Here is a 24,727-nt window from a genome sequence, read left to right as displayed (position 1 = left end):
TTAAAGTTTATATTAACCAATAGACTAAGCACTATTTTGAAACACCTAGTAGAGGTAAACTTCGATTAAAAGAATGCTACGCTACGTTCTAATTCCAACGAATATCAAGAGGCCGCTTATCAGCGGCCTCCAATACTTTTATATTCATGATATTTAAAACTTAAAAATCTGCTCTGGTAAAAGTGCCAATTTGGAATATTATCCACCAGCCGGGGCCAACTCTAATACTCTATCTTCAAAAGCTTTGTTGTATTGATTCTCATCAACTGTCTCATTTAGAAAGTCCTCCAGAGTTATGCCATCGGTAATTCTATAAAGCTTAACTTGGTACTTTCCCTCGTTTAGATATAAAGTATCCTGAGCCACCAAAATCTTGGATTTTTTTTCAAAGTCCTTGGACTTATCTGTTTTTGAAAAGAAATAACTTCCCTCTATCTTATAAATGGATGAGGACAAACCAGTTGCGCTATAGTAGAATACGCTATCTTTCGAAAAATACATCTCGATGTAATCGTCAAAGGTATCTTTATCATATACTGTAGCCCAATTGCCTTCAACTTTTAGAGATGATTTTTCTTGAGATGAGCAGCTAGTGAATAAAAATAAACCTATTATCAGAAATGGAATCTTCTTCATATGTTTTGATTTAATCAATTGGTTTTATGTTTATATGTATAGTTGGTTGACCATCTGGCACTTTTTCCTCGAAGGAATCGTTTTTGATTTGCGACATTATTTTGGATCGGACCTTCGGGTCGTGGAACCTAAAAACCAAAATTTGATGTCTATAGCCAGAACCTCTGGTTTGACCAGTAAGACCCATAAATGAAATATGATATAGTCTAGTTCTTGTCCCCGGTATTACTGAGGTATGCTTGTCGGATACATAGTTTACATAACCATCGTCGCCAGGCGAATTGTAATACGCCAATTCTATGAATGCATCCACTATGGTACCATCAATCTTAAATCTCTTTTTGTTTTCGTGGTCGTCCCATCCCAAAAGTTTTTTACCTAGCCTTGTAAGTAGGTCATCATCGTTATTCTCACTTTGTATCAAGATATCCCTTGCATGAATAACTGATTCTGGATGCTTCCTAAAAAATCTTCCCCACATTATTATCCTATGTTTAATAGTTTTAGGATCATTGAAATCTATTTTTTCCGGGCAATTTTTATTTTTACAAGGATCTTCCTTTTTTTTCTGATTTTCTTGAGTACTATCTTGTTCATCACCTTGCCCGTTATTATTTGTTGTACCTGGAGATTTTACTTGATCCGACCAATGTCCTCCATTTCGATTCAAGTAACTACTATGGAAAAATGTTTGCTGGCTGTTGTCCTGTTCACTATCGGCTCCGCTCGGATCCGACCAAAAAACCGGATTATTGTCATAACCTTGGTAAGGTGAATATTGGTGATGCGTTACCGGGTCCATTGTAGAAAAACGACCAATGGCAGGATCGTAATGCCGCATGTCCATCTCCATCATGTTATAACCAAGTGAAGTTTCCATCTCCACGCTATTGTACTCGAACTTATGGTCACGGCCATTTTGAACAGTGTTGTAACCTTTGTGCTTTAGACCAAAGGGATAGTAGTTGTTCTCCTCCTGTATTTCAAGATTGGGAGTGCTTGTAACGCTTATATCCTTGTATGACAACCGAACGTTTCCAACTTGATCTTTATATTGGTAAACATAATGATACCCTCCGGAACCGTTGGGTTCCACATAACCCTCAGGATGGTTAAAGAACTGTAAAGTACTGTTCTCATAGATGTAATTCCCGGCATATTCCGTATTTGTCAAAGAACCATTGTCATTTGCTGTTTTCACTAACTTGTTGCCGTTCGCATCGTAAATATATGTAATCTTTTTCAGATTATTGTTATCGAATTTTACTTCGGTTGGCAGGTTCAAATGATTGTATATTATACCATCTGCCTGTATCCCCTTGTTAAGATCCGAGGTCATGTTCCCATTACCGTCATATGCAAAATCGTCGCCAGTGTTGGTGCCGTCCACAAAACCGTAATCGTTGTTCCCAAGGGAGTCGTCGTCCTCCACAAGGTCCAGCTGGTTACCCGTATAGACATAGGTCAACCGGTCCATAGTGCCAAAACTGGTGGCCCCGGCATTGGTATGGCCCTGCCTGTTCAAGCTAAGGATGTTCCCGTTCTTGTCGTAGGTGACGCCGCTAAGGTTGTAGTTCCCCGTATTGTCCACGGCACTACCGATACGGTTCAGCGCATCATAGGTATATGAATACCGTTCGCTTACAGGGTTATTTGGCGGATTCGGATTAACGCTGCCTGTCTTCCAGAGGGTTTGGGCAATGTTCCCATTGAACAGGGCGTCCGGGTTATGACCACTGCCAAAATCTTTGGGATCGTTGTAGTTGATCCTAAAACCGAAGAGATCGTCCCCGCTCAGGGTAAGGTCATTGTCCGCCGTGTTGCTGTCATTAATCCCCGTAAGCCAGCCCCTAACGTTGTAATCATAATCCACTTCCTGGAGTTCCTGGCTGGTGGCATAAGCGCTGCTCGGAGTACCGCCCACTTTCTTATGGACCAGGAGACCCAGTTCGTCATAGTCGTTGTATGCAATAAGCTCCTCGGACCCGCTCGTTCCCGTAGCATTAGGATCTATATAGAGCCGTGCGCCCGGTACGAGGGTGGCATTGGTCACCGTTATACTTGTAGTCGCCACCTGGCTGTCCGAGATGGTCCCGCTCAAGGGAAGGTTTGCGGTAGCCCCACCCGTACAGGAATCACCCAAGGTTTCGTCCCCGATACACTGGGTCTGGGCCAAGAGGCGTCCGGTAGCATCATAGCTGAAATTGTCTATTGTAACGATGGTAACACTATTCCGTGTATGCGTCGTTTTTGTCCTCAACGGTTTTCCGGTAAAGTCTAGCAGGTTCTCCACGATATCCACCGTACCCAAATAGGCATTGTTGCTATAGCCGTAGATTTGCCGGCCCTTATCATCGTAATAGTTCACCGTGGTTATCCAGACATCCGGACCCGTAACGTCCAGGACCTTTATCTTGCTCCCAGTGGCCAGGCCTTTTACATCGGGGTCACTAGCCACGCCTAAGGCAGTGGCCGTTTCCCCGGTACTGGCACGGTCAAAGTCATAGTTGTCGTAATAATTGATGGTCAATATCTCCGTCAGTGTAGTGATCGGATAGGCCCCATTGTTATAGTATACAGTGGTACCACCGAAATCATTGGTACTGTCCACGGTAGCGGTCGGTACTACCCATAGTGGCACCGTTAAAGCATCCACATCGCCTTGAATGACATCCCTGTTCCTGCCATCGGTAGCCTTGCCCGTATAGGCTACCCTACCAAAGATATCGTACTTGGTAAAGAGCCACTCCCCGGTAACGCGTTGTATACTGTCCTGGGTCATAATGGGCTGGTCCAATTTGTTGTAGATGATATATTCCCTTCCTTTACCGGGCAGTTGCTTTTCTACCAGGCGGTTGCGGTTGTCATATACATATTGATAGCCCAGTTCGGCGAGATCCGTATTGATCTCTGCCAAGGTAGCGGTACCGGCCTCTATCTTGGGGGGCAGTACGTAGGTAAGGTTACCGTAATCGTCATAGATGTAATAGGTATCATGGGGAGCTTGTAGGATCTCGTTGGGGTCCGTATTGTTGCCATTACCGTTTAGATCGATGTCCGCATCGGCATAGGTGCGTTTCAGCACTACCCTGCCTTGTTTATCCATAAACTCCTCAGTAGTGTGCAACTTATCGTCCGCAGTATCGTGGTTCTCGTCCTTGGTGACATTTCTATAGAGTTCCCCTGGGGCATAAAAACCATCATCGGCCCCTGCCAGTGCCGGGCTCTCCAGGCCTGCTGTAAGATCTACCCTGAATAAACGTACCTGCAGGGTGTCATTGGACGTATAATCGAATTCGATACTCCTGTCGTCCGTAGCAACATTCAATTTCCAATCCTCCCCGGGGGCGGCCTGCCTCAATACCCGGTTCATAGGGGAAGGTTCAAAGTGCTTTTGGGAATAGGCATTGACATCGGCCTCGAGCAATCCTGTAAAATCATCATCATACACTGGATGGGTTTTATAGTATTGCTTTGTAGCCCCTTCCATGTCCCAGTAGCGATAGCTTCCTATGGTACTGTCCGGTTCATGGAGGGGCAACCATTCCTTATCCTGGCGGCCGTAGGCATCGTACCCAATGTGGGTAACGATATCCTTTTCATTGTCCGGGGACTGGCGGATACCGACCTGTTGCATCGGTCGGCCCAGACCATCAAAATAGGTGATGTCCTGTACATATTCGTTCTCCACATCGAACAGCCCATTACCGCCCTCATCAAACTTTTGGTCCGGGACCGTGTTTCGCGCTTCCTGGTAGTTACGGGTATAGACGTAGTTCTGATCCAAGGGATTGGCATCCGCGCCGGCCGAACAGTCGTTCTCAATGGAATAGATGTTATCGTTGCAATCATCCACGGGAAGTGGACCTTGTTTCCATCCGCTACCTGGACTTCCACAGGAAGTTGTTTGACTGGAGGCGTGGTTATCATTGTCCATATCCAAATACCAAGTGGGCACCACATTGGTAATACTAAAATTTGAAGGGCACAGGTCCTCCTCGATATTTTGGGTCCAACCCGCTCCACGGGCGTTACAATCCTGTTCCGCTACGGAGCCCGGATCCCGAAAACCGTCGTTGTCCGTATCCGCATACCAGTCGATTCCCGAGGTAATCTGGGCCTCTAAGGCATGGCGCGTCGTTGAGAAACAGCCTGTGGTACTGTTGTAGGTTTCCGCATAATAAGTAGTAGTGGCACTTATACTCGGGGTGGTATACTCCAAGGTATTGGCACTGACTCCAGTTGTAAGGGGAGACCCTCCGGAGGCGGCGGTATACCATCTTATTTCGTCGCCGTTTGTTCCCGGCGAGGCGGTCAAGGTAACGGTACCCGTACCACATCGGGCAACATTGCTCCCCGAAGCTTCCAAAGGAACCGCATTGATCGTATAGTTTATGGTCCTTGCAGGGCCCCAGCAACTGGTTCCGTTGGTCCTTGCCCTTAGGTAATACAAGCTTCCACTGGTCAAAGTAACGCTTGTGGCCGAATTGGCCGCAGCGGTATTCGTGCCCGTTGCCTCGGTCTGCCAGTACCAGGTAACGTTGGCCGTAGGATTGGGATCGCTACGGGTAAGTACGGTATTTCCGCAATTGTTGGTCACCGTGGGGGACAAAGGGGCGCTAGGCGAGTAGTCTATGGTATAGTTTACACTGGCCGAGGCAACGCTCCAACAGTCCGAACTGTTCAGTTTTGCCCTAAGGTATTGGACCGTACCGTTGGTCCGTGTTATCGTGCTCGCCGAATTGGCGGTACTTACACCGGACGCCGTGTCCTGCCAGTACCAGGTAATCCCGCTCGGGGGACTCGTCCTGGCCAATACCGTATTGTCACAGTTGTTGGCGGATACCGTTGGGGCCGTGGGTGTTGGTGGTGGTGAGTCGATGCTATAGTTTATACTGGCCGAACTAGAGCTCCAGCATTGTGTACTGTTGTTCCTTGCCCTAAGATAGTAGACAGTTCCGCTGCTACGGGTAATGGTCTGGTTGGAGTTGGAGGTGCTTGTGCCAGAGGACGAGCTTTGCCAATACCAGGTGATACCACTTGGGGGATTGGACCGCGAAAGAACCGTACTACCACAATCATTGGATGATACAGAAGGGGCCGTAGGGGTGGATGGCAAGGTATTTATCGTGTAATTTACGGTCCTTGCAGGTCCCCAGCAATTGTTGCTATTGGACCGGGCCCTAAGATAGTAGACCGTTCCGCTGGTTCGTGTTACGGAAGTGGCCGTATTTGATGTACTGGTCCCGGTGGCCGAGTTCTGCCAATACCAAGTAACGTTGGCCGTGGGGTTCGGGTTACTACGGGTCAGTACGGTACTGCCACAATTGTTGGTTACCGTGGGGGACAACGGGGCACTTGGCGCATAGTCAATGGTATAGCTGACACTTCTACTATTGCTCCATAGGCCAGAGCTGTTGCCCCGGGCCCTTAAGTAATAGGTGCTCCCGTTTACCCGGTCCACGTAACTGCTGGAATTTGAGGTGCTCGTTCCGCCGGAACTGCTCTGCCAATAGTAGGTGACCCCGCTGGGAGGTGTGGCCCGTGTAAGTCTGGTATAATCGCAGAAATTGGCCACCGTAGGCGTGGGCGGCGTAGATGGGGGTGTTGGGCCACTGGGGGTCACCGTGACAAAAAGGGCCGAATATCCGGACCCTCCCGTAAAGTTGGCGGATACCGTATAGTTGGTACTGCCCGCCGTTACACTGATACTACTACCGGATCCGGACCAGCTGGCCGCACCGGATACATTCCAGGAGATATTGGAGGCCCCGGAAAGTGAATAATTATTGACGGTCCCCTCGTTTACCGAGGTGGGGCCCGTAATCTGCTGTGCCTGGGTACTAGTTCCTATAAGGAGACCTAGGAGTAGAACGGCCAAGGAGCCAAATTTCCGGATTCTATTGTTTTGTTTTGTTTTCATCTTGATGTCTATATTGTGGTGTGTTCGGATCATTGCGGTAAAGTTTTGGTTAGCCCTTATAGTGGTATTCATAGTCCGTCACCAAGTTGTTGTCCTGGTCGCGTACTTCCTTAAGGCGGTTGAAGCTGTCATAGCTATAGTAGATCGTATAGCCTCGGGGATCTGTTATACTGGTGACCCCGATAAGGGGATCGTAGGTGTAGGTGGTGACCATGGCGCCAGGGAGCGAATCCCGCAATGCGTCCAATGCCTGTCTTAATTCTCCCTCCTCACCATTGTAAATCCGGTTTCCCGAACCGTCGAAAGTATCAATGGTACGGTCAACGTCCTCGTTCGATTTTGTCTCCAAATTGGCTACCAAGGCCGACACTTGGGCATAGGTAGCATTTTCGATCTTGGCGATGGGATATTGCTGGTCATAACCCCAGAGGTAGACTATTTGCATACCATCTGCCTTCGATACTTCCCGAATATTTCCGTTATCAAAATAACTATGATAGCGTATCCGATCCTCAAGTGACGCTTCTGTCTCCTTATTGCTTTGCACATATTCCGGTAACACTGGGGTTACCCCGGTCCAGTCCCTAAAGTTGGTCCGTTGTATGGAAGTGGACAATATCGTATTCAAATCATCCCTGACAACGGTAGTGGACTGTAGCGGTGTTGCTATTCTATGCTGTGCCAAAAGGGAATCTATGGCCGTAGATGCCACGGCGGAGAGATTCGTCAACAACAACTTGTCATCCGGGAAAAAAGTATTCGTTGTTATTTCCTCATTTTTGCTATTTGTCCTTTCCGTACTGGTAAGCTGCAAATGTGTTGGATTGTCATAGTGATTTTTGGTAATTTCCACGATAGGGTTTTGCCCGTTGACATCATATTTTCTAGTAATCGTGCTATCCAAATAATGCCAATAGGAGTTGTCCCTGTACTTTATAATATCTATTTGGTCCGTGGGGTAGTCATCGTTGTACCAGACTGTAATATCATGGCGTTTAATGACCTTGTAATTGATTATCTGCCTGTAATTTCTTGTGTCGTTTTTATAAAAATTTTCGGTTTGGTCAAGTACAATGAAGTCATCGACAGGTCCATTTTTAAATACTGTCCTTGATTTTAAAAGTCCATTGCTCCAACCAGTATTGCTAAAGGTACTGTTGTCCGGAATGTAGGCATATCGTGAAAAAACCGTTTCCCCCTTGGCATCTTCATGGACCATATATCTATTCTGTTCCCCCCCATTTTCAAAATTGTCCCCACCATGGCTTATCGTAACATATTCATAGACCGGTTTGTTGTTATTGGTAGTGTAAAGGGGTATTACACTACTTGAGTTAACTTGGAGGTACTCACAATTATGTGGTGAAGGCACAATTGGATTGGGACATAGCAGTTGTATTGTCTTATCATTAACATAATATCCCCTGGTCGCTTCAGAAGCGGAAGAACTATTAAGATTGTTCATATCTCCATAGAAATATCTTAGTATCTCTCCCTGATCCGTTGGGTTGGCTTTATTAATCCTCTTTTTAATACGCAAACCACCTATTTCCTTATCTATCAATTCCTGGGAAATTGAGCTGGTGGTATAGTTGATATTGGCAATCCCATAGATACAGGTATTTCCTTTTTCTAAATCCAATCTGTATTCATGGCCGGCCTGCAAATTGAACGTTCCTTCCAGGGGAACATAAGGTTGGTTGGTCTGAAGCAGGGATGAACCACTATTTAAGAAAGCTACTGGTGAGCCTGCCGTAACATCGAATAAAGTTGCGCTTAGCCAAATGGTATTAAAAGGGGTATCTTCAAAAAAGTCTGTTATTCCCAAACATGGGGTATCACTTTTTTCGAATATCCTCAAATTGATGGTGCCAATGATTTGTGGAGCTGTATTATTGGAAGTGGTAAAATAGAAGGACTCCGTAGCATTTTCCAATTGAAAAGACAGATTTTCGGTATCGTAAACAATAGTATTGGTCTGTTGGGCAATGTTAGGTTCATACTCCAATTCCGTAGTTCCTTTTGTAGGATAGGTCAGTTTTCGTAAAAGACCGTATTGGGCAAAGGTGCTATTTGGTTCCCTTATGGCTCCGTAATTGGCCAAGAGTGGTTCTTCCAAAATTCTGGGATAGAAAACGGTATTATTTCTACCATTGTAGTATCCCCAATAGTCCTGTCCATAATCCAACCGATCCGCAAGAAGGCTCGGACTGAAATATTCAAATTCGTATTTCTTGCTGGGATCTAGGAAAACGACCGAATTTAAAAAGCTCCTCTTTTTCTCAATTTGATAATTCAAGGTATACCTTTCCACAACGGTATTGCCCTTGTCCAACAATTCAATAGTATCCAGGAGGTATTGATCACCAAAGCTAGGACCAGTGGGAATATCCGGATTTCTAATTCCTGAGGTGAAGACCAATTTGCCATTGATCGGATTGTCGCTATTGATCTCAACCAATCTCTTACCCTGGATAGAGGAGTAGTTTATACAGGGAGTAGCTGCCGTCAAATCTGGACATTGAGGTCCTGATTGCTCAAAACATCCATCTCCCAGCAAACTTTTGTTAATGGAAAAGGACTGGGTAATCCCTACTTCATAGGAGTAGTTTTCATTTACATAAACAAAATTGATCTCATCCCCAAAAGGGTGTGTTATTTTAGTAAGGTACCATGCCGTTATGGGATATAATGCATCCGAAGGAACACATCCACCCGTCGCATTTGATTTTTCCTGGTCCGAGAAAAAGTATTTGATGCCATCGGCTGTGGTAATCTCAAAACTGGAGGATGCATCGGCCAGATTTGTATAGGTAACTTCCAATGCCTGGCTCGGGGCCACTACAACTACTTGGTTGTCCAGTATGGTAAATCTACCGCTATATCCATTGAAGTTGAACATAAACATATCCCGTTCCGTATCGATTACAGGACTCTCCGCCACTATGGCAAAATCCTGGATATCGGTATCCAATTGATTACTTTGTGTAAGTTCACGTGGAGGCTCGGTTACGCCGAATCTTTCGTCCGGCAAATCCCTAATGACTCTGGTTATTACCCCACCAGCATTTAAACTCCAACCCAAACCAACCCAGGTTGACATTTGGTCTACCTTTATCCCGTTTGAACTATAGCTCAACGAAATTGGAAGAGACAAATTTTTGGTGTTATATGTATATAAGGGTACGTTTATATTCGGGGTTCCTGTAAACATACCTACATCTATTTGACCATATTTCCCCAACTCATAAGCGGTAGGAGAAGGTGGGGTAATATTGGGTACTTCCGGTGTATCTGCTACTTGTGCCTTGGCAGCCCATGCACAAAACATTAAGGTCGATAAGAAGAAAACTCTTTTTATGCTAAAATTGTTCATGATCAATTTTGATTTGGGATTGTTTTATTGTTTACTTATTGGGATTGGGATTTGTTCTCGCCTTCCAATTTCAAAATCCTTTTTTCCAGTTGGAGGATATATAACATTTGTTCCTCGATCTTCTCCAGAAGAAGTTTGTTCATCTCACCAAGTGCTATCCCGTTGGCCTCAACCTCGGCCGCAGAGGGGATATTGATCAAATGGCCCTTTTCGTTGATGTGTTGTTCAACTTCCTCCAAGGTGGGTAGGTCATAGCCGTCGGCAAAAACATAATCGGCCCAGCCGACAAGGTCTACTTTGACCTCCTTGGTATGTATAGTGCCGTCTACGGCCAGGCGATAATTGGCCTGGGGCGTAGTCCCGATACCTACATTACCGGCTGTGTAGTCGATATCGCTACCCGAGGTGTTCCAGACAGTCTGTCCACTACTACCTCCACCGGGATTGATAATTTCCGCAATGGTGGGCTCCTGGCCGTTGACCTCATAGAGCTCGGGACCATAATGGTATTGCCTGTTGGAAGTATTGCTGTCCCAGGCCAGAAAGGCCCTTGGACTGAGGTCATCGGCGTCCGAGGCAAATTTCAGGTCGATGAAGCCCGTGACCCCCGGAACTTTTTGCCCGGTTGCCGGATCGTATATGCCACCGTCATAGGTAGTGCCTGTATATCCGCTATGGTGTACGAACCCTACCAATAAGTACCAAGTATCCAGGGATGGGAGATCTCCATTCCAAAGAATATAGTTGCCGGTGGTACCGTCCAATCTAAGGAAGGCATCAGCTCCGGAGGAGTTGCCGGCCCAGATACCAAAATCAGTCCGGCCGTCGTTGGAGTTGGTCTTTTTGATCCATACGGAGAACCGATAGGTCTTGGTATGGTCCATATTCATGTGTACTTTAAAGCCCCCGTTCGTATGACTGCTAGTAGCGTCCGGTACGGCCGTCCACAGCACGGACTGGTTGCCATGGGGGTCGGTCCCCAGTTCACGGACATTCTCCGGATCGGTCCCCAATCTGTAAAAACCCGTAGGGGCCCCAGTGCCGACCGTCCATGTGGAGGTATCTATCAAATTGGTCTGCGCAAAGGAAAATGCTCCGATAAGCAGCAAGGAAAATTTGAACATTGATTTCATTTTTTTGTTCTTTTTAGGGTGTTTATTTCATCAATTAAATGTTGTATGGTCTTTTGTTGTTCAATGGTATAAAGCATCAACTCCTCGATCTTTTCCAGCAGCAGTTTGTTCATCTCCCCGAGTGCTATCCCATTGGCCTCCACTTCAGCCGCCGAGGGGATATTGATGAGATGTCCTTTTTCGTTGATGTGTTGTTCTACCTCCTCCAAGGTGGGAAGGTCATAGCCTTCGGTAAACACGTAGTCCGCCCAGCCGGTTTCTACATTTACCTCCTCGGCCCGGATCTTACCGCCCACAGCCAATTTCCAGGTTCCAATAGTTGTGGTACCGATACCTACATTGCCCGCGGTGTAATCGATATCGTTACCGGAAGTGTTCCAAACGGTCTGGCCACTACCCCCGCTGCTAGGATCGATCAGCTCACTGATTGTAGGTTCCTGGCCATTGACCACATACAGCATAGGATTCCAATAGTATTGTCTATCCGTAGCGGTGCTTGACCCAAAAAGTATGGATCGTAACATTATTGTTGTTGCGCCCGAGGCGAACTTATAATCAGCCATTGACATACTGGAAACAATGTTTCCTGTAACCGGATCATAGGCCGCAGCCAAGGTTGGGCCGGAATAGGAATTGGGGTGCACAAATCCGACCAGAAGGTACCATTTGTCCAATTGGGGCAGGTCCCCGGCCCAGAAATAGGGATTGGCATTGATGGTCCCATCGAAGCGCATGGTAGTATCATTACCGGACGCGTCCTCGGAGAAAAGGCCGAAATAAGAGGTACCGGAATTGGAGCCCGTCTTTTTTATCCAAACGCTGAATCTATACGTCTCATTAGGGTCTATGGTCAGGAAATTCCCATATATTCCGCCATCGGGACCCGCGTCACCACTGGGTTTTGACATCCAGAGTACGCTAGAATCCCCTAAAGGATCGGTACCCATTACCCTTTCATTTTCGGTGACAGGCCCATACCCGTTGAACCCACCGCTGGAGCCCGTGCCTACGGTCCATCCAGAGGTGTCCGTAAGGTTCACCTGTGCGGATATTTGATTGGAAAATATAATTGCCAAAAGGATTGCGACTTTTTTCATGCTCTAATTTTCTAGTTTTGTTGACAAATGCTTTCGTTCCGTTTTTAAGTTTTTAAAATTCTTGGTCTTTTTATGCCATTCCAGGATATACAAGTTCCACTACCCCAAATACTTGTGGTACTCCTTTTATCCCACATGCTTGCGCAATCCAACGTCTATGGGGTGTACCCGCCCAAGTGACCGCTGCCGAATTGTCTAAAAGAGAATAATCACCGTACGGGCTTTTCATATAACTATAGTTGTTATCTGTAACAGAAGCCGTATTTTGTGGTTTCGAAGTATGGGTCCAGGAGAAATCCGAGACCGCAAAAGGTGAGATTAAAGGACATACAAGGGTACGTCCAGCGGGGGAAGCTTTCATATCAAGTAGGTTAGGTTGAGGTTTGGGCCTTAATAAATTTATTATTATTTAACTTATATTTTTTGTAAGATTTATTTTTCAAAAATATAGATCTTATTCTATATACTAAAAAGAAACATGAGCTTTTCGATAAAGTGCAGTCTATTTTAACACACTGCATGAATCACAATGCTCTATTGCTCTTTTTCACGTTTTAATTGCTGTATTTCCTTGTCCATTTCCAAAATGTACAAGGTGAGCTCCTCGATCTTCTCCAAGAGCAGTTTGTTCATCTCCCCGAGTTCTATCCCGTTGGCCTCTACCTCGGCCGAGGAAGGGATATTGATCAGGTGGCCCTTTTCGTTGATGTGTTGCTCTACTTCCTCCAGGGTGGGAAGTTCGTAACCCTCGGTAAAGACGTAATCGGCCCAGCCGACAAGGTCTACTTTAACCTCCTTAGTATGTATAGTACCGTCTACGGCCAGGCGGTAATTGGCCTGGGCCGTGGTCCCGATACCTACATTACCGGCTGTGTAGTCGATGTCATTACCCGAGGTGTTCCAGACAGTCTGTCCACTGCTACCTCCACCGGGATTGATAATTTCCGCAATGGTAGGTTCCTGGCCGTTGACCTCATAAATAGTTGGCTCCCAGAAAAATTGGCGGTCCGCTGTATTGGTATCGTAGTACAAATAGGCCCGGTGCCGCATCTGGGTTGAAGTGGATGAAAACTTAAAGTCGGTAAGACTTTGTACTTTAACACCGTTCAAATCATAAATGCCACCTTCACTCACTGTAGAGGAATACCCGCTCTCGCGTAGAAATCCAACCAAAAGGTACCAGGTATCCAATTGAGGGAGGTCTCCTACAAAAAAATAAGGGTTTACATTTAGGGTTCCATCCAGAAGCCTGCTGTTCGCATTATTGTTGGCGTCATAAGCATACGGGCCAAAATATGTGGAACCGTCATTGGAATTCGTTTTCTTTATCCATACCGTAAAGCGATAGGTTTTGGTATGATCAGCAGACATATGGGGTGAATTCCATCCACCGTCCTGATCATTACCCGTATCCGGAACCGCTTTCCACAACACCGAAGTGTTGCCGTGGGGATTGGTCCCCATTTCCCTTACGTTCTCAGGATCGCTGCCTAGTCTCCAAAAGCCATCTACGGAACCGTTACCTACGGTCCACGTAGACGTATCGATCAAATTAGTCTGAGCAAAGGAGAATGCTCCTATAAACAGCAAGGAAAATTTTAATGTTGATCTCATTTTAATTCTGTTTTGATTTTAGCTTTTGTCTTTTGTTCGCATTTGAGATACTTCTTTTTGCAAAGCCTCTAAATTTTTATGTAATCGCTTTTGGTCTTGCTCCTGTTGCAAAATGTATAAGGTGAGCTCCTCGATCTTCTCCAAGAGCAGTTTGTTCATCTCCCCGAGTTCTATCCCGTTAGCCTCCACTTCAGATGCAGAGGGCATATTGATGAGATGGCCTTTTTCGTTGATGTGTTGCTCTACTTCCTCCAAGGTGGGTAGGTCATAGAATTGGGCAAAGACGTAGTCCGGCCAGTCGCCGCTGAGCTGTACCTTCACTTCCTCGGTTATCAGTTTGCCGTCAATAGCCATTTGGTATCCGTTCGGTACAGTGCCTGTGCCCACAGCAACATTGCCCGTATAACTTGCTACCGAATTCGCCTCGTTCCAGATAGTACCTCCGCCACCACCCGAACTGTTTGTGGTCACTGACACGGCATTGCTGACCGGACTTTCGTTACCTGCAGCATCCAGGGCCGTAGCCGTAAAGTTGTAGCTCGTTCCAGCGGTAAGGCCTGTAACCTGGTGGGTGCTGACATTGCCCAATGTGGCTTCCAACACCCCGTCCTTATATATTTTGTAACCGGTGACAGCGGTATTGTCCGTAGCCCCTGTCCAGCTTAGGTCCGCGGTACTATCGGTCTGGCCTATGCTCGATAAGGTAGGGGCCGTAGGAGCTTGCGTATCCGAACCGCCACTAAGGCCCAACAGGTCCTGTACCGTAGGCTCCTGGCCGTTAACTTCGTAGAGGGTAGGGTTCCAAAGATACAACTCACCATTCCCTGTGTCATTACCCCATAACACAGCCTCTTCCCGCATAGTAACTGTGGTGGCGGCAAATTTGTAATCGAGCAACGACCTTGCCACAGTACCATCAGTGGCATATATGGCCCCCAAGTGGGTAGTGGTAGTTTCATTACTTCCATGGGCAAACCCCACCATAAGATACCAGGTATCCAACGCAGGTAAGTCCGCCTCGTTGAACCAGGGAGAACCGTCGGCGCTACCGTCCAAGTTAAGGCTTGTGTCCTGGGCGGAACCGTCATGGGCCTCAAAGCCGAACAGTTCGTATCCGTCATGGGAAATGGTCTTCTTCATCCAAACCGTGAACCGATAGGTCTTGGTATGGTCAATATTGATAAAGGTTCCCCGCCATCCGCCATCCTGACCACCGTTCCCGCTGGGAATAGCCTTCCAGATTATACTGGTGCCGCCAAGGGCGTCGCTTCCTGATATCCTTTCATTTTCGGAGGCATCGTTCTGGTAGGCATTAAAACTGCCGACCGAACCGGTTCCCGCTGTCCACGTAGAGGCATCCAATAAATTGGTCTGGCCAAAGGTCAGCGTAGAAAACGCAGAGAGCATAAATACAATTTTTTTCATTTTATTTATTGGGTTAGGGTTTCTATCATGTCTTTTAACTTGGTCTGTTCTATCCGTATAAAAAGGCCTTTAGAATGTTTCACTTTCCAACAGACCGAGATGTCAACCCAATTTGTTGCCATATGGGAAATACCAGGCCATTATTACGATTTCCGCCGTATCCATTTTTCTCTGGTTTAGATGATTCTCCGGGATAACAATCCGTCAAAGGCTCAATGTTCCTAATACAAAGCACTTGGAAAGGGATCTCATCCTGAAAGTGCTTTCTATGGGTAGTACATACATCCGATGTTTCGATCCGAGGGAATCCCGAGAACGCAAAGAGGAAAATTACAGAACACACCATGATGTGTCCAGCAGGGGAAGCTTTCATATCAAGTAGGTTTAGATTCGGGCTTATCCAAATTTAGTACTATTATTCTTACTTAAATAGCACGTATTACAACTCAAATAAATAAACTTTATTCTATATATTAAAAAGATTTTTGATTAATTCGATGAAATACCAATAATATTAACATTAACATAATTTCTTTTATTTCCTATAATAATCTCACCATTTTTCAGTTATATCCCTACCAGAATCTAAATCCCCTTAACCTATGAAGAACTCTATCCTTAAGAAAAAAATCCCGGCCTTAAACCTTCAGGAAACCCTTATAGTACTGGCTATTATCGGTATTTTGCTGCTGTTGGCCCTTCCCAATTTAATGCCATTGATTTCCAAGGCTAAAAGCGTTGAGGCGCAGACCCAACTCAAGGCCATTTACAATGCCCAGACCACGCATCGTTATATGTACAGTAAATTTACTACGGACTTCAATGAGCTTGATTTTGAAGCTCCTAGAACTGTGAAAGAAAATGGAACAGCTAATTATCAGTATACCATTACAAGTGCAAGTGATGCCACATTCAAGGCCCGGGCGGAAGCCATAACCGACTTTGATGGTGATGGCATTCTTAATGTCTGGGAAATAGACGAGAACGGCAATCCCAAACAAATCGTAAAAGATTAATGGTGCTCCTCAAAATTTTGGCCATTGCGGTATGCGCAATCGTTGCCTATCAAGACATCAAGGATAGAATGGTGATATGGGTGGCTTTTCCCATGATGGCCGTGCTCCTGACCCTGATCCATGCAACAAGCTCCGGATGGGAAGCCGTATTCTGGTTTTCGGTCATCAACCTATTATTGGTGAGCGGGGTTCTCTTGCTCCTTTTTATTTATACCAGACTCGCTAGCCGGCAAAAATTTCTGAATACTAGCTTGGGGCTTGGGGATATCTTGTTTTTTTACGCATTTTCCTTTGGATTTCCCACTCTTACCTTTGTCATTCTGTTTGTGGCATCCTTGTTTTTTTCCCTTTTTCTCTTTCTTGCGCTGAAATCCATTCGGCAGATGGAAACGGTACCCTTGGCAGGATATATATCCCTATTTCTGATAGGAGCGATAGCCGTAAGCTTTTTTACAAAAACCCCCAATCTCTATCAACTATGATACGCAACGATTCGCACATCCCCCCGATACTGCGGCAACGTATTTCACCGGAACAGGCTTTTCATTACCGCATTGTACCCGTTGAGGATACGGCGCAAGGTCTCGTTTGCAAAACCGATAATGCGGTGCTGGAGCAACTTTTGTCCGAACTTGAAATCGTTCTGGACACCCAGATAATACTGGAAAAATGTGAGCAGGAAGAACTACAAAGGCTCCTGACCACCAATTACAGACAGAGCCAATCCTCAAAGACGGCTAACCTCCACTACTCCACTGATTTTTTAGAGCAACTTCTCGCAAGTGCAAAAAATATAGGAAGTAGCGATATTCATTTTGAACCTTACGAAAAACGGTGCAGGGTACGTTTCCGGTTAGACGGGAAGCTCATAGAGCAATATAGCATTGCTTTGGATGAGTATCCGACCCTGGTCAACAAAATAAAAATCAAGGCCGATCTGGACATTGCCGAAAAGCGATTGCCCCAAGATGGGCGTATTACCGTTAAGACAAATGACGATGAATTCGATATCCGGGTATCTACCCTGCCCACACTGCACGGTGAGAAATTGGTACTGCGGATTTTGAGCAAGGATGCTTCCCTCATCGACCTGAACGGGCTTGGGTTTTCGGAAAAAGAACTGTCCGTTTACCGCGAAGGGCTACGCCAGCCCAGTGGCATTATCCTTATTTCAGGGCCCACCGGGTCGGGTAAGACAACCACCCTGTACGCCACATTGAAGGAACTGAATACCGTGGAAGAGAACATATTGACGCTGGAAGACCCCATAGAATACACTTTGGAAGGGATAAACCAAGTACAGCTAAAGGAAAGTATTGGGCTGGATTTTATGCGAACCCTAAAAACATTCCTGAGACAGGATCCCAATATCATTATGATCGGGGAAATCAGGGATGTGGACACAGCCAATATAGCTATACGTGCCGCCCAAACCGGGCATCTGGTGCTGTCTACCATACATACCAATTCCGCTTGGGGTACCATTTCCCGACTTATCGATATGGGTGTTCCTGCGTTTCTAATCGCCAGTACGTTAAACCTTAGTGTGGCGCAACGTCTGGTACGAAAACTGTGCAGTTCCTGTAAAACGGAATCGGTCGTAGAGCCCGGACTCTTTCCCCCAAACTTTGAAGTTCCCAAAGACCTCAAGGTCCATTTTAAGGCTGTAGGATGTAACAGTTGTCACCATACCGGTTATTTGGGAAGAAAAGCGGTCTACGAAATCCTTCCCATTACCAAGGAGCTGATGGTTTCCATCCGGGACAACCATATGCATATTGATGATTACCTAAGGGATAGGCAAATAGGGACCTTAAAAACCAATGCCATTGAAATGATTCAGCAGGGCATAACTTCAGTCGAAGAAGTGTATCCACTATTGACCGACCAATTATGAAGCGATTTCTCTATATAGTATTCTTTTTAGTCATTTTTAGGGCGACCGGCCAGGAACCCGACCGTATACAAAACATCCAAAATCATTTGGAGGTTCTGGCCTTGGAAAATTCCGAACTGAACAAGAGCCTAAAATTGGATATCAATGTTACGAATGTAACCCTACCCAATTTTTTGATAGCCGTATCTAAAGTACACAACCTCAACCTTACAGTTTCACCGGATTTGGAAAACGTTACAATTGTAAACAGTTTTTCAGAGGTAACGGTTGCGGATCTTTTGGTGTTTTTATGTAAGGAATACGGACTCACCATAGATTTTACCGGGAATATCCTGTCCATTAAAAAATATAGTCCGCCCACACCGGAAGTCTTGGAAAAAAAGATTGGGGTGAACTACAGCAGAACAGAAAATTTAATTTCCCTGGATCTTAAGAACGATCCCTTGGGGAAAGCGTTCCGGACCATTATGGATGTTTCCGGGAAAAACCTGTTATATGCCTCCGGGATGGAAACTAGAAACCTGAGCCTATATCTTTCCAATGTGCCCTTTGATACGGCCATGGAAAAATTGGCGGAAACCAACGGGATGGCCTATTCCAAATCCAAAGACGGCTTTTATCTTTTTGACACCTTTGCCGAAACCTCCAATGGGCCGGGGACATCTTCAAGAAGGCTGGGAGGCAATAGGCGTCCGTATCAGGTATTGGATACGGTTAACCGCATATTGAACGTGGACCTTACCAATACATCCATAGCATCCATTGTATATGATTTGGCCCATGACTTAAAATTGGACATCTATATGGCCACCCCATTGGAGCAGGCCGGTCATGTGACCTTTACCGCCAAAAATATTCATTTTGATGCCCTATTACGACATATTTTCGAGAGTCAGGAAACCCACATCCCTGCCCCAGCCGTACAAAATAGGCCAAACAATCAGAATAGACGGCAGAACGGGAACAACCCGCCCCAATCAAGCCCACCGGTAAACTTTACCTTCAAAAAGGAGGGGAATATTTATTTTTTTGGTACCGCCGATCAGTTGAGCTTGCGTGAGGTGGAAATCGTACAAATGATGTACCGTTCGGTGGAGCTATTGGGGGACCCTTCCCAATCCGGTGGGTATCGTTCCTCCGGAAGGACCACCTCTTCCAATATTAGTTTTTTCGGTACCGGTGGCGTCCAAAACAACCAACAAGGATTCAATACGAACAATAATCGAAGGAGTGTAGATACCCGTTCCCGGAATTTTGATACCTATCAGGACGGTGCAGAGGCCATCGTAAGTATTTTACCGGATGAACTTAAGGCAGATCTGGATATTCGGGTAGATTATGAATTGAACAGCTTTTTTGTAAGTGGTCCGTCCAGCAATATTGAACGTTTTAAGGAATTCATCAAGGAAATTGACAAACCGGTTCCCGTAGTACTTATTGAGGTTATGATCATAGAGGTTAAAAAATCAGCCACCGTGGAAACCGGTATCAGCTGGGGAATTGGCGATGCTCCTGTCAACACCCATGGAAAATTGTTTCCCGAATCCGATGTGACCCTAGGGGCCAATACGGTAAATAAAATTATAGGCGGTTTTGACGGGTTCGGTTCGTTCAACATCGGACAGGTAGTACCCGAATTCTTTGCCAACATCAAGGCAATGGAAGAAAACGGAAATTTAAAAATTCGTTCTACCCCAAAGCTTTCTACCCTAAATGGGCATAGAGCCAATCTTTCCATTGGGGAGACTACCTATTACGTGGTTACCAATCAAAACTTTTTTGGATCACAGATCCCCACCACTTCAGAGGTGCGGAATTATCATCCCATTGATGCCGAATTGGCCATAAGCATAAAACCCTTGGTCTCCGGCAACGGGCAAGTTACCTTGGATATCAATGTTATCCAATCCGATTTTAGCGGAGAACGTATTGAAGAGGATGCACCTCCAGGACTCACCTCCCGAGAGTTTAGTTCCATTGTCCGAATGCAAAACCAAGATTTGGCCATTTTAGGTGGATTGGAAGAAAAATTAAAGAACGATACCGGTAACGGGGTTCCTTTTCTGGCCCGTATCCCTGTTATAAAATGGCTGTTTAGCCAACGTAGGCGGGAAGATACCAAACAAAAATTAACCATCCTTATTAAACCTACGGTAATCTACTGATGCTAAAACCCTGGATAACATATTTGACGGAAGGTAGTTCCTATGCCGGACTGGAAATTCATGAAGTGGATGGAAGAGAGCACTACCATTATTTGGAGGTCCTTAAAAAAAAGGGAGAACTGCATTTGGTCAAGACCGAACCGTTTTCGGACCCAAAGGAATTGTGCAAATCCCTTAAAAGGAATACCCCACTATTCCTGTCCCTAAATACCTCCAAGGTATTGGTGAAAATGGCCCCCAGCTCCAAAAACGAGAATCCCCAGGCCTTGGTGCATGGCGCGTTTCCCAATTTGGACCTGGACAATTTTTATTATGGAGTCGCCCAAATATCATCACACCCCATTGTGGCCATTTCCAAAAAGGAATATGTTAATGGCCTTATTGGAGAACTAAAGGAATTGGGGTTGGAAATATTTCATTTTTCATTGGGCCTCGGTTCCATGGCGCATAGTGCCGCTTTTATGGAAAACCAAGTTATCGTGATCTCAAATTTCCAAATGGCTTTGGAAAAGGGGGTTATTCGGGAAGTCAGTCCCATAGAACATCCCGTATCCCATGATTATCTTATAAATGGATTGAAATTATCCAATTCCAGTCTTTTGGCCTTCTCCCAGATTCTAGGGCATTTGAGAGGAAATACCAACATATCAAATTTTACGGAAACCAACGGGCAATTCCAGTCAAACTTCAAAAACCGGAGAATCTTTGACTATGGGCTAAAGGCTTCCCTCTCTTTTTTTATCATTCTTTTGCTAGTCAATTTTCTGATTTTCGACCACTATCGCGCCGAAGTAAATCGGTTAAATTCCGAATTGACCCTGGATAGTTCGCAGAAGGAAAATCTGATTTCGTTGGAAGGTAGGGTTAACACTAAAAAAGAACGGGTAGAGACCCTAAAGACCGTTTCAAATTCCAAATCTACCCTTTATCTGGATAGACTTGCCAAGAGTATCCCCCAACAAATCTTACTGGATAGGATAAGTTATCAGCCCTTGGACAAACCTGTTCGGGATTCCAAACCGGTACGGCTAAAGCAAAATACGATACTGATCTCCGGTATATCCGAAGACGATACGGAATTTTCAAAATGGCTGGAACAGCTGGAAAAATGGGATTGGATTTTGGGCGTGGAAACTTTGGACTATGATTTTGTACATTCCAATGCCTCCAATTTTACGATTAAAGTCACGATGTATGAAACTGGACAAAAGGAATAAACTATTAATCGCCGGGTGCCTAGTGCTGCTCTTTGCCACTTACAAGTTGGCTTTATCCAAAACCATGGCAATCCATAGGGAACACGGGAATCTGAAGTCCAAAAGCATTCAGGCCGGCGATATTCCTGTGCAGCTCGCTATTCTGGCCCAAAAAGAACAGTACTATGACTCCATAATGCAACAGATGGATATAGGGGATACCTCCATCCAAAATAATCTGTTGCGTACCATTAATGAGCAGGCCAAGATTAGGAACGTAAACGTAATGGATTTCAATCCTCCACACATCCAAAACTTTGACAATCATAGGCTCCTTACCCATTCCATTGTCCTAAACGGAGGGTATACCGATATCCTTCAGGTAGTATACGCCTTGGAACGGAAAGGAAGCTTTGGTGATATCGTTCATGTGGATTTTGAGAAGAAAAGGGACTATCGTAAACGGAAATCGTTTTTGGAAGCCACCATTTTTGTGCAACATTTGGAATAAACGGGTACCCTATACTTCTACAGCAAGACTATCCGTTGTTAAGGAAAGGAATTTTAGCTTTTTAATGGGAATGTGGCTTCTTTGCCTTCCTCATTTTTGCGTTTTTCCAATTCCGCACTGATTTCATTGGCCCTTTCTTCAGTGATATCATAATTGCGCATAACGTAAATGGCGATTAAGGTACCGATGATCGGAAATCCGGAATAAAAGGCCCTTAGACCAAAAATGGCTCCCTCTGGCTGTGTAGCGGCATCTGGATTAAAACCTACTACTGACATTATGGTGCCCGTTAGTAAACCTGCTATGGCAAAACCGAATTTTACCATCCACCAATAAATAGCCCCAAAAACACCTTCTCGCCGTTCCCCGGTGTTGAGTTCATCCAAATCAATGACATCGGCGGTCATGGACATCATCAGCGTAAACAGACTTCCGATACCAAAAGAGAAAAAAGGCAGGGCGAACAAAAACATATACGGTTTGCCTGGTATAAAGAGAAACCACAACATTATATATCCAAGGATGGAAATGGCCTGTGAAATAATAAACGCTTTCTTTTTCCCCATTTTCTTGGACATGGCCGTTATTATTGGAATTACGATAAAGGTGGTGGCCAGGGCACCCACGCTACCAAACAATGTGGGCCACATACCGGCCGCACCCGCGTCTCCACCGAATAAATAGTACACCACTATAAAAAACGAAAAGCTTGCAATGGTATAGAACGTATTGTAAATAAAGAAGGTAGCAATACACAATTGCCGGAAAGGTCTTGACTTGAAGGCTTCCTTAAAACCATCGATAATCTTCTTTAAACTACCTCCGATCGTTCTTATGTTCAGGGGTGCGTAATCTGCACCAAGAGTAGATTCACTTTTGATAAAAATAGCCGGCACCATGGCAAAAATCATACATATGATACCCACCCAAATGGCAAGTTCCCTTGTAGCCGCTTCCGCGGAAGCAAACCATCCCTGGTCATACATAAATACCCAAAACCACGGTGCGATGACCCAGGCCCATTGGCCGATCCATTGTGCAATGGCCATAATATCCGTACGCTCATGGAAATCATTACTCATTTCATAGCCCATGGCTACGTAAGGGACACTGAAAATGGTCAACCCCAAATAAAAGACAAACGACCATAGGAGAAAATAGGTAAAATTATAATCCAGCCCATTTTCACGATACAATTGCCACATCGTAACAAATGAAATGCCCATAATCACGGCTCCCAAAAAAACATAGTGCCTACGCCTACCCCATTTGGATTTTGTGTTATCCGATATAAAGCCCATTATAGGGTCCGTTATAGAATCGAAAACTCTTGGAAGGAAAAACAGGATACCCCACATCCAACCAGGAAATCCAAGATCTTGGACCAAGACTACCATAAATATGCCAAGAATAGCAGGAAACATCTGGTTGGCAAGCATACCGATTCCAAAGGCTATTTTTTGGCCAAAAGGCACTTTTGGGGCGTTTGTAGTTATTGATGCTGACATAATTGGTTGGTTTAGTTGGTTATCTTTTTCGTATTTCTCCCGCTCTCTTGATGATAATCGGGTTTGCCCTATAGGCATTTTAAGGTCTATCCGTGCCTGGGGTATACTGCTTATCAAATTCGGATGTTTCAGTATTTCAGAATATAATATAGAAACTTTATTCCTCTAACCCATATTTTTTCAGCGATTCATTCCACGATACCGATTGAATTTGGATAATGAGTTGTTTGTTCACCTCATTAAAAAACGGTTGGGTCTTGGGCATGATGAAACTTCTATACTGTTTCTGAAAAGTCAGTGGAAGTAACCTTACATGATTTCCCATATTGTTCGTTTTAATAAGGTACTCAATGGTCGTTTTATCGGAAACCAAAACCTCAATTTCCTTTCGCGATAAAGCCCTTAGTGCCTGTGATGGGGTTCTATAGACTTGTGATGGCTGCAAATCTTGTTGCTGCGCAAAGAATTCCGCATCGGAAGCACCCACTACACCAATTTTCTTTGCCCCTTGGAGGTCTTCCAGTCCATTGATATCAGCTTCAAGGGTGTTTACCGTTAGTGTTGAGGCTATAGTAGCCGTAAATCCTGATATAATAATGATAGCCGTAAACATCCAAATAATGGCAATGGTCTTTCCCAAATGGGTTTTTGGTGCCTTGTCCCCATAGCCTACCGTGGTCATGGTCACCGCGGCCCACCAAAGACCGTCAAACAAACCCCTGATACCCGGCCTAAACTGGTATTTGTTGGTCCTTCGTTCAGCGAACCACAGAATGGTTCCAAAGGTCAATAAAATGGCGAACAAGAGGAGTATTATATTCAGAAAATCCCGAGAAAAGAAATTATTGATAAAAATCCGAAACTGACTTTGACTACTCACTGTGGTGGCAATGCCCACACTGGAAATATAGAAGGGTTGGCTAACCTGAAATCGCTCAATCCGACTTGGACTGTTACTAAGAGGATTGATTGAAACATCAAGTTCATTATAGTCCAAGGAGCGAATAATGCCTATGGCATCGCTGAACTCAACATATTTGTAAGCCATATCCATTTCAGATGCAATATGCTCCCAAAGATCAATTGAAACTCCAGTATAGCCTCCCGATTCCCTTACTACAAAGGGGGGGTCCTGATAAATGCCTACTAGCAGGGTATCCCTATATGTATTGGCGCTACCCACAATACTTGTAAGAAGAGTTGCAAGCAAAAATGATATCGAAGGCATTC

Annotated in this window: 16 protein-coding genes; 6 read left to right on the top strand and 10 right to left on the bottom strand. The window is 45.1% G+C overall.

The features are described 5' to 3' along the window. Positions 1 to 198: 198 nt before the first annotated feature. The 8 genes from Q0993_RS18080 to Q0993_RS18045 form a co-directional block, all read right to left on the bottom strand. On the bottom strand, positions 199 to 636 hold the full coding sequence (locus Q0993_RS18080; protein ID WP_299535747.1) for a hypothetical protein: 438 nt from the start codon (positions 634 to 636) through the stop codon (positions 199 to 201). A gap of 10 nt (positions 637 to 646) precedes the next feature. Beyond that, on the bottom strand, positions 647 to 6,592 hold the full coding sequence (locus Q0993_RS18075) for a DUF6443 domain-containing protein (protein ID WP_299535745.1): 5,946 nt from the start codon (positions 6,590 to 6,592) through the stop codon (positions 647 to 649). Between the two features lie 16 nt (positions 6,593 to 6,608). Beyond that, positions 6,609 to 9,935 (bottom strand): RHS repeat domain-containing protein, encoded by a 3,327-nt coding sequence (locus Q0993_RS18070; RefSeq protein WP_299535743.1) that lies wholly within the window; start codon positions 9,933 to 9,935, stop codon positions 6,609 to 6,611. Positions 9,936 to 9,970: 35 nt separating this feature from the next. Beyond that, positions 9,971 to 11,059 carry a hypothetical protein gene (locus Q0993_RS18065; protein ID WP_299535741.1) on the bottom strand — a complete coding sequence of 363 codons (1,089 nt, stop codon included), beginning with the start codon at positions 11,057 to 11,059 and terminating at the stop codon, positions 9,971 to 9,973. 5 nt (positions 11,060 to 11,064) lie between these two features. Continuing rightward, complete coding sequence (locus Q0993_RS18060; RefSeq protein WP_299535739.1) at positions 11,065 to 12,165, bottom strand: hypothetical protein; 1,101 nt, start codon at positions 12,163 to 12,165, stop codon at positions 11,065 to 11,067. Between the two features lie 70 nt (positions 12,166 to 12,235). Beyond that, positions 12,236 to 12,526 (bottom strand): hypothetical protein, encoded by a 291-nt coding sequence (locus Q0993_RS18055; protein WP_299535737.1) that lies wholly within the window; start codon positions 12,524 to 12,526, stop codon positions 12,236 to 12,238. 173 nt (positions 12,527 to 12,699) lie between these two features. Continuing rightward, complete coding sequence (locus tag Q0993_RS18050) at positions 12,700 to 13,779, bottom strand: hypothetical protein (protein WP_299535735.1); 1,080 nt, start codon at positions 13,777 to 13,779, stop codon at positions 12,700 to 12,702. An 18-nt stretch (positions 13,780 to 13,797) separates the two neighbouring features. Beyond that, the gene (locus tag Q0993_RS18045; protein WP_299535733.1) at positions 13,798 to 15,204 is read right to left on the bottom strand and encodes a fibronectin type III domain-containing protein; all 1,407 of its coding nucleotides are present in this window, start codon (positions 15,202 to 15,204) and stop codon (positions 13,798 to 13,800) included. 602 nt (positions 15,205 to 15,806) lie between these two features. Between Q0993_RS18045 and Q0993_RS18040 the strand changes: the two genes are divergently transcribed. From Q0993_RS18040 to Q0993_RS18015, 6 genes are read left to right on the top strand one after another with little or no spacing between them, the layout of a single operon-like run. Further along, the gene (locus tag Q0993_RS18040; RefSeq protein WP_299535730.1) at positions 15,807 to 16,220 is read left to right on the top strand and encodes a type IV pilin-like G/H family protein; all 414 of its coding nucleotides are present in this window, start codon (positions 15,807 to 15,809) and stop codon (positions 16,218 to 16,220) included. Continuing rightward, entirely contained in the window at positions 16,220 to 16,702 is a 483-nt protein-coding gene (locus Q0993_RS18035) for a general secretion pathway protein (protein WP_299535728.1), read from the top strand. Before Q0993_RS18040 ends, Q0993_RS18035 begins: the two co-directional genes overlap by 1 nt. Beyond that, complete coding sequence (locus Q0993_RS18030; RefSeq protein ID WP_299535726.1) at positions 16,699 to 18,117, top strand: GspE/PulE family protein; 1,419 nt, start codon at positions 16,699 to 16,701, stop codon at positions 18,115 to 18,117. Before Q0993_RS18035 ends, Q0993_RS18030 begins: the two co-directional genes overlap by 4 nt. Beyond that, complete coding sequence (locus Q0993_RS18025) at positions 18,114 to 20,282, top strand: general secretion pathway protein GspD (RefSeq protein ID WP_299535724.1); 2,169 nt, start codon at positions 18,114 to 18,116, stop codon at positions 20,280 to 20,282. Before Q0993_RS18030 ends, Q0993_RS18025 begins: the two co-directional genes overlap by 4 nt. Positions 20,283 to 20,305: 23 nt before the next feature. After that, a complete protein-coding gene (locus Q0993_RS18020; protein ID WP_299535721.1) occupies positions 20,306 to 21,499 on the top strand; it encodes a PilN domain-containing protein in 1,194 nt (397 codons plus the stop codon). Further along, positions 21,477 to 21,989: a hypothetical protein gene (locus Q0993_RS18015; protein WP_299535718.1), complete on the top strand. Its 513-nt coding sequence runs from the start codon at positions 21,477 to 21,479 to the stop codon at positions 21,987 to 21,989. The genes Q0993_RS18020 and Q0993_RS18015 overlap by 23 nt, the downstream gene beginning before the upstream one ends. Positions 21,990 to 22,042: 53 nt before the next feature. Here the strand turns inward: Q0993_RS18015 and Q0993_RS18010 are convergent, their stop codons facing one another. Continuing rightward, positions 22,043 to 23,497 carry an MFS transporter gene (locus Q0993_RS18010; RefSeq protein ID WP_299535717.1) on the bottom strand — a complete coding sequence of 485 codons (1,455 nt, stop codon included), beginning with the start codon at positions 23,495 to 23,497 and terminating at the stop codon, positions 22,043 to 22,045. Positions 23,498 to 23,654: 157 nt separating this feature from the next. Continuing rightward, positions 23,655 to 24,725 carry a transporter substrate-binding domain-containing protein gene (locus Q0993_RS18005; protein WP_299535715.1) on the bottom strand — a complete coding sequence of 357 codons (1,071 nt, stop codon included), beginning with the start codon at positions 24,723 to 24,725 and terminating at the stop codon, positions 23,655 to 23,657. Between the last annotated feature and the right edge of the window lie 2 nt (positions 24,726 to 24,727).

It is taken from the genome of Ulvibacterium sp. (assembly GCF_028285715.1).
Lineage (GTDB): Bacteria > Bacteroidota > Bacteroidia > Flavobacteriales > Flavobacteriaceae > Ulvibacterium.
Note: the sequence above shows the minus strand (reverse complement) of the source record. Positions and strands in the feature narration are given on the sequence as shown.

Excerpts from the sequence above, each read along its gene's own strand:
- Q0993_RS18055 (WP_299535737.1), bottom strand. The coding sequence starts at position 12,526 with ATGAAAGCTTCCCCCGCTGGACGTACCCTTGTATGTCCTTTAATCTCA.
- Q0993_RS18075 (WP_299535745.1), bottom strand. The coding sequence starts at position 6,592 with ATGATCCGAACACACCACAATATAGACATCAAGATGAAAACAAAACAA.
- Q0993_RS18005 (WP_299535715.1), bottom strand. The coding sequence starts at position 24,725 with ATGCCTTCGATATCATTTTTGCTTGCAACTCTTCTTACAAGTATTGTG.
- Q0993_RS18080 (WP_299535747.1), bottom strand. The coding sequence starts at position 636 with ATGAAGAAGATTCCATTTCTGATAATAGGTTTATTTTTATTCACTAGC.
- Q0993_RS18060 (WP_299535739.1), bottom strand. The coding sequence starts at position 12,165 with ATGAAAAAAGTCGCAATCCTTTTGGCAATTATATTTTCCAATCAAATA.
- Q0993_RS18015 (WP_299535718.1), top strand. The coding sequence starts at position 21,477 with ATGAAACTGGACAAAAGGAATAAACTATTAATCGCCGGGTGCCTAGTG.
- Q0993_RS18070 (WP_299535743.1), bottom strand. The coding sequence starts at position 9,935 with ATGAACAATTTTAGCATAAAAAGAGTTTTCTTCTTATCGACCTTAATG.
- Q0993_RS18030 (WP_299535726.1), top strand. The coding sequence starts at position 16,699 with ATGATACGCAACGATTCGCACATCCCCCCGATACTGCGGCAACGTATT.
- Q0993_RS18045 (WP_299535733.1), bottom strand. The coding sequence starts at position 15,204 with ATGAAAAAAATTGTATTTATGCTCTCTGCGTTTTCTACGCTGACCTTT.
- Q0993_RS18035 (WP_299535728.1), top strand. The coding sequence starts at position 16,220 with ATGGTGCTCCTCAAAATTTTGGCCATTGCGGTATGCGCAATCGTTGCC.
- Q0993_RS18040 (WP_299535730.1), top strand. The coding sequence starts at position 15,807 with ATGAAGAACTCTATCCTTAAGAAAAAAATCCCGGCCTTAAACCTTCAG.
- Q0993_RS18065 (WP_299535741.1), bottom strand. The coding sequence starts at position 11,059 with ATGTTCAAATTTTCCTTGCTGCTTATCGGAGCATTTTCCTTTGCGCAG.
- Q0993_RS18025 (WP_299535724.1), top strand. The coding sequence starts at position 18,114 with ATGAAGCGATTTCTCTATATAGTATTCTTTTTAGTCATTTTTAGGGCG.
- Q0993_RS18050 (WP_299535735.1), bottom strand. The coding sequence starts at position 13,779 with ATGAGATCAACATTAAAATTTTCCTTGCTGTTTATAGGAGCATTCTCC.
- Q0993_RS18010 (WP_299535717.1), bottom strand. The coding sequence starts at position 23,497 with ATGTCAGCATCAATAACTACAAACGCCCCAAAAGTGCCTTTTGGCCAA.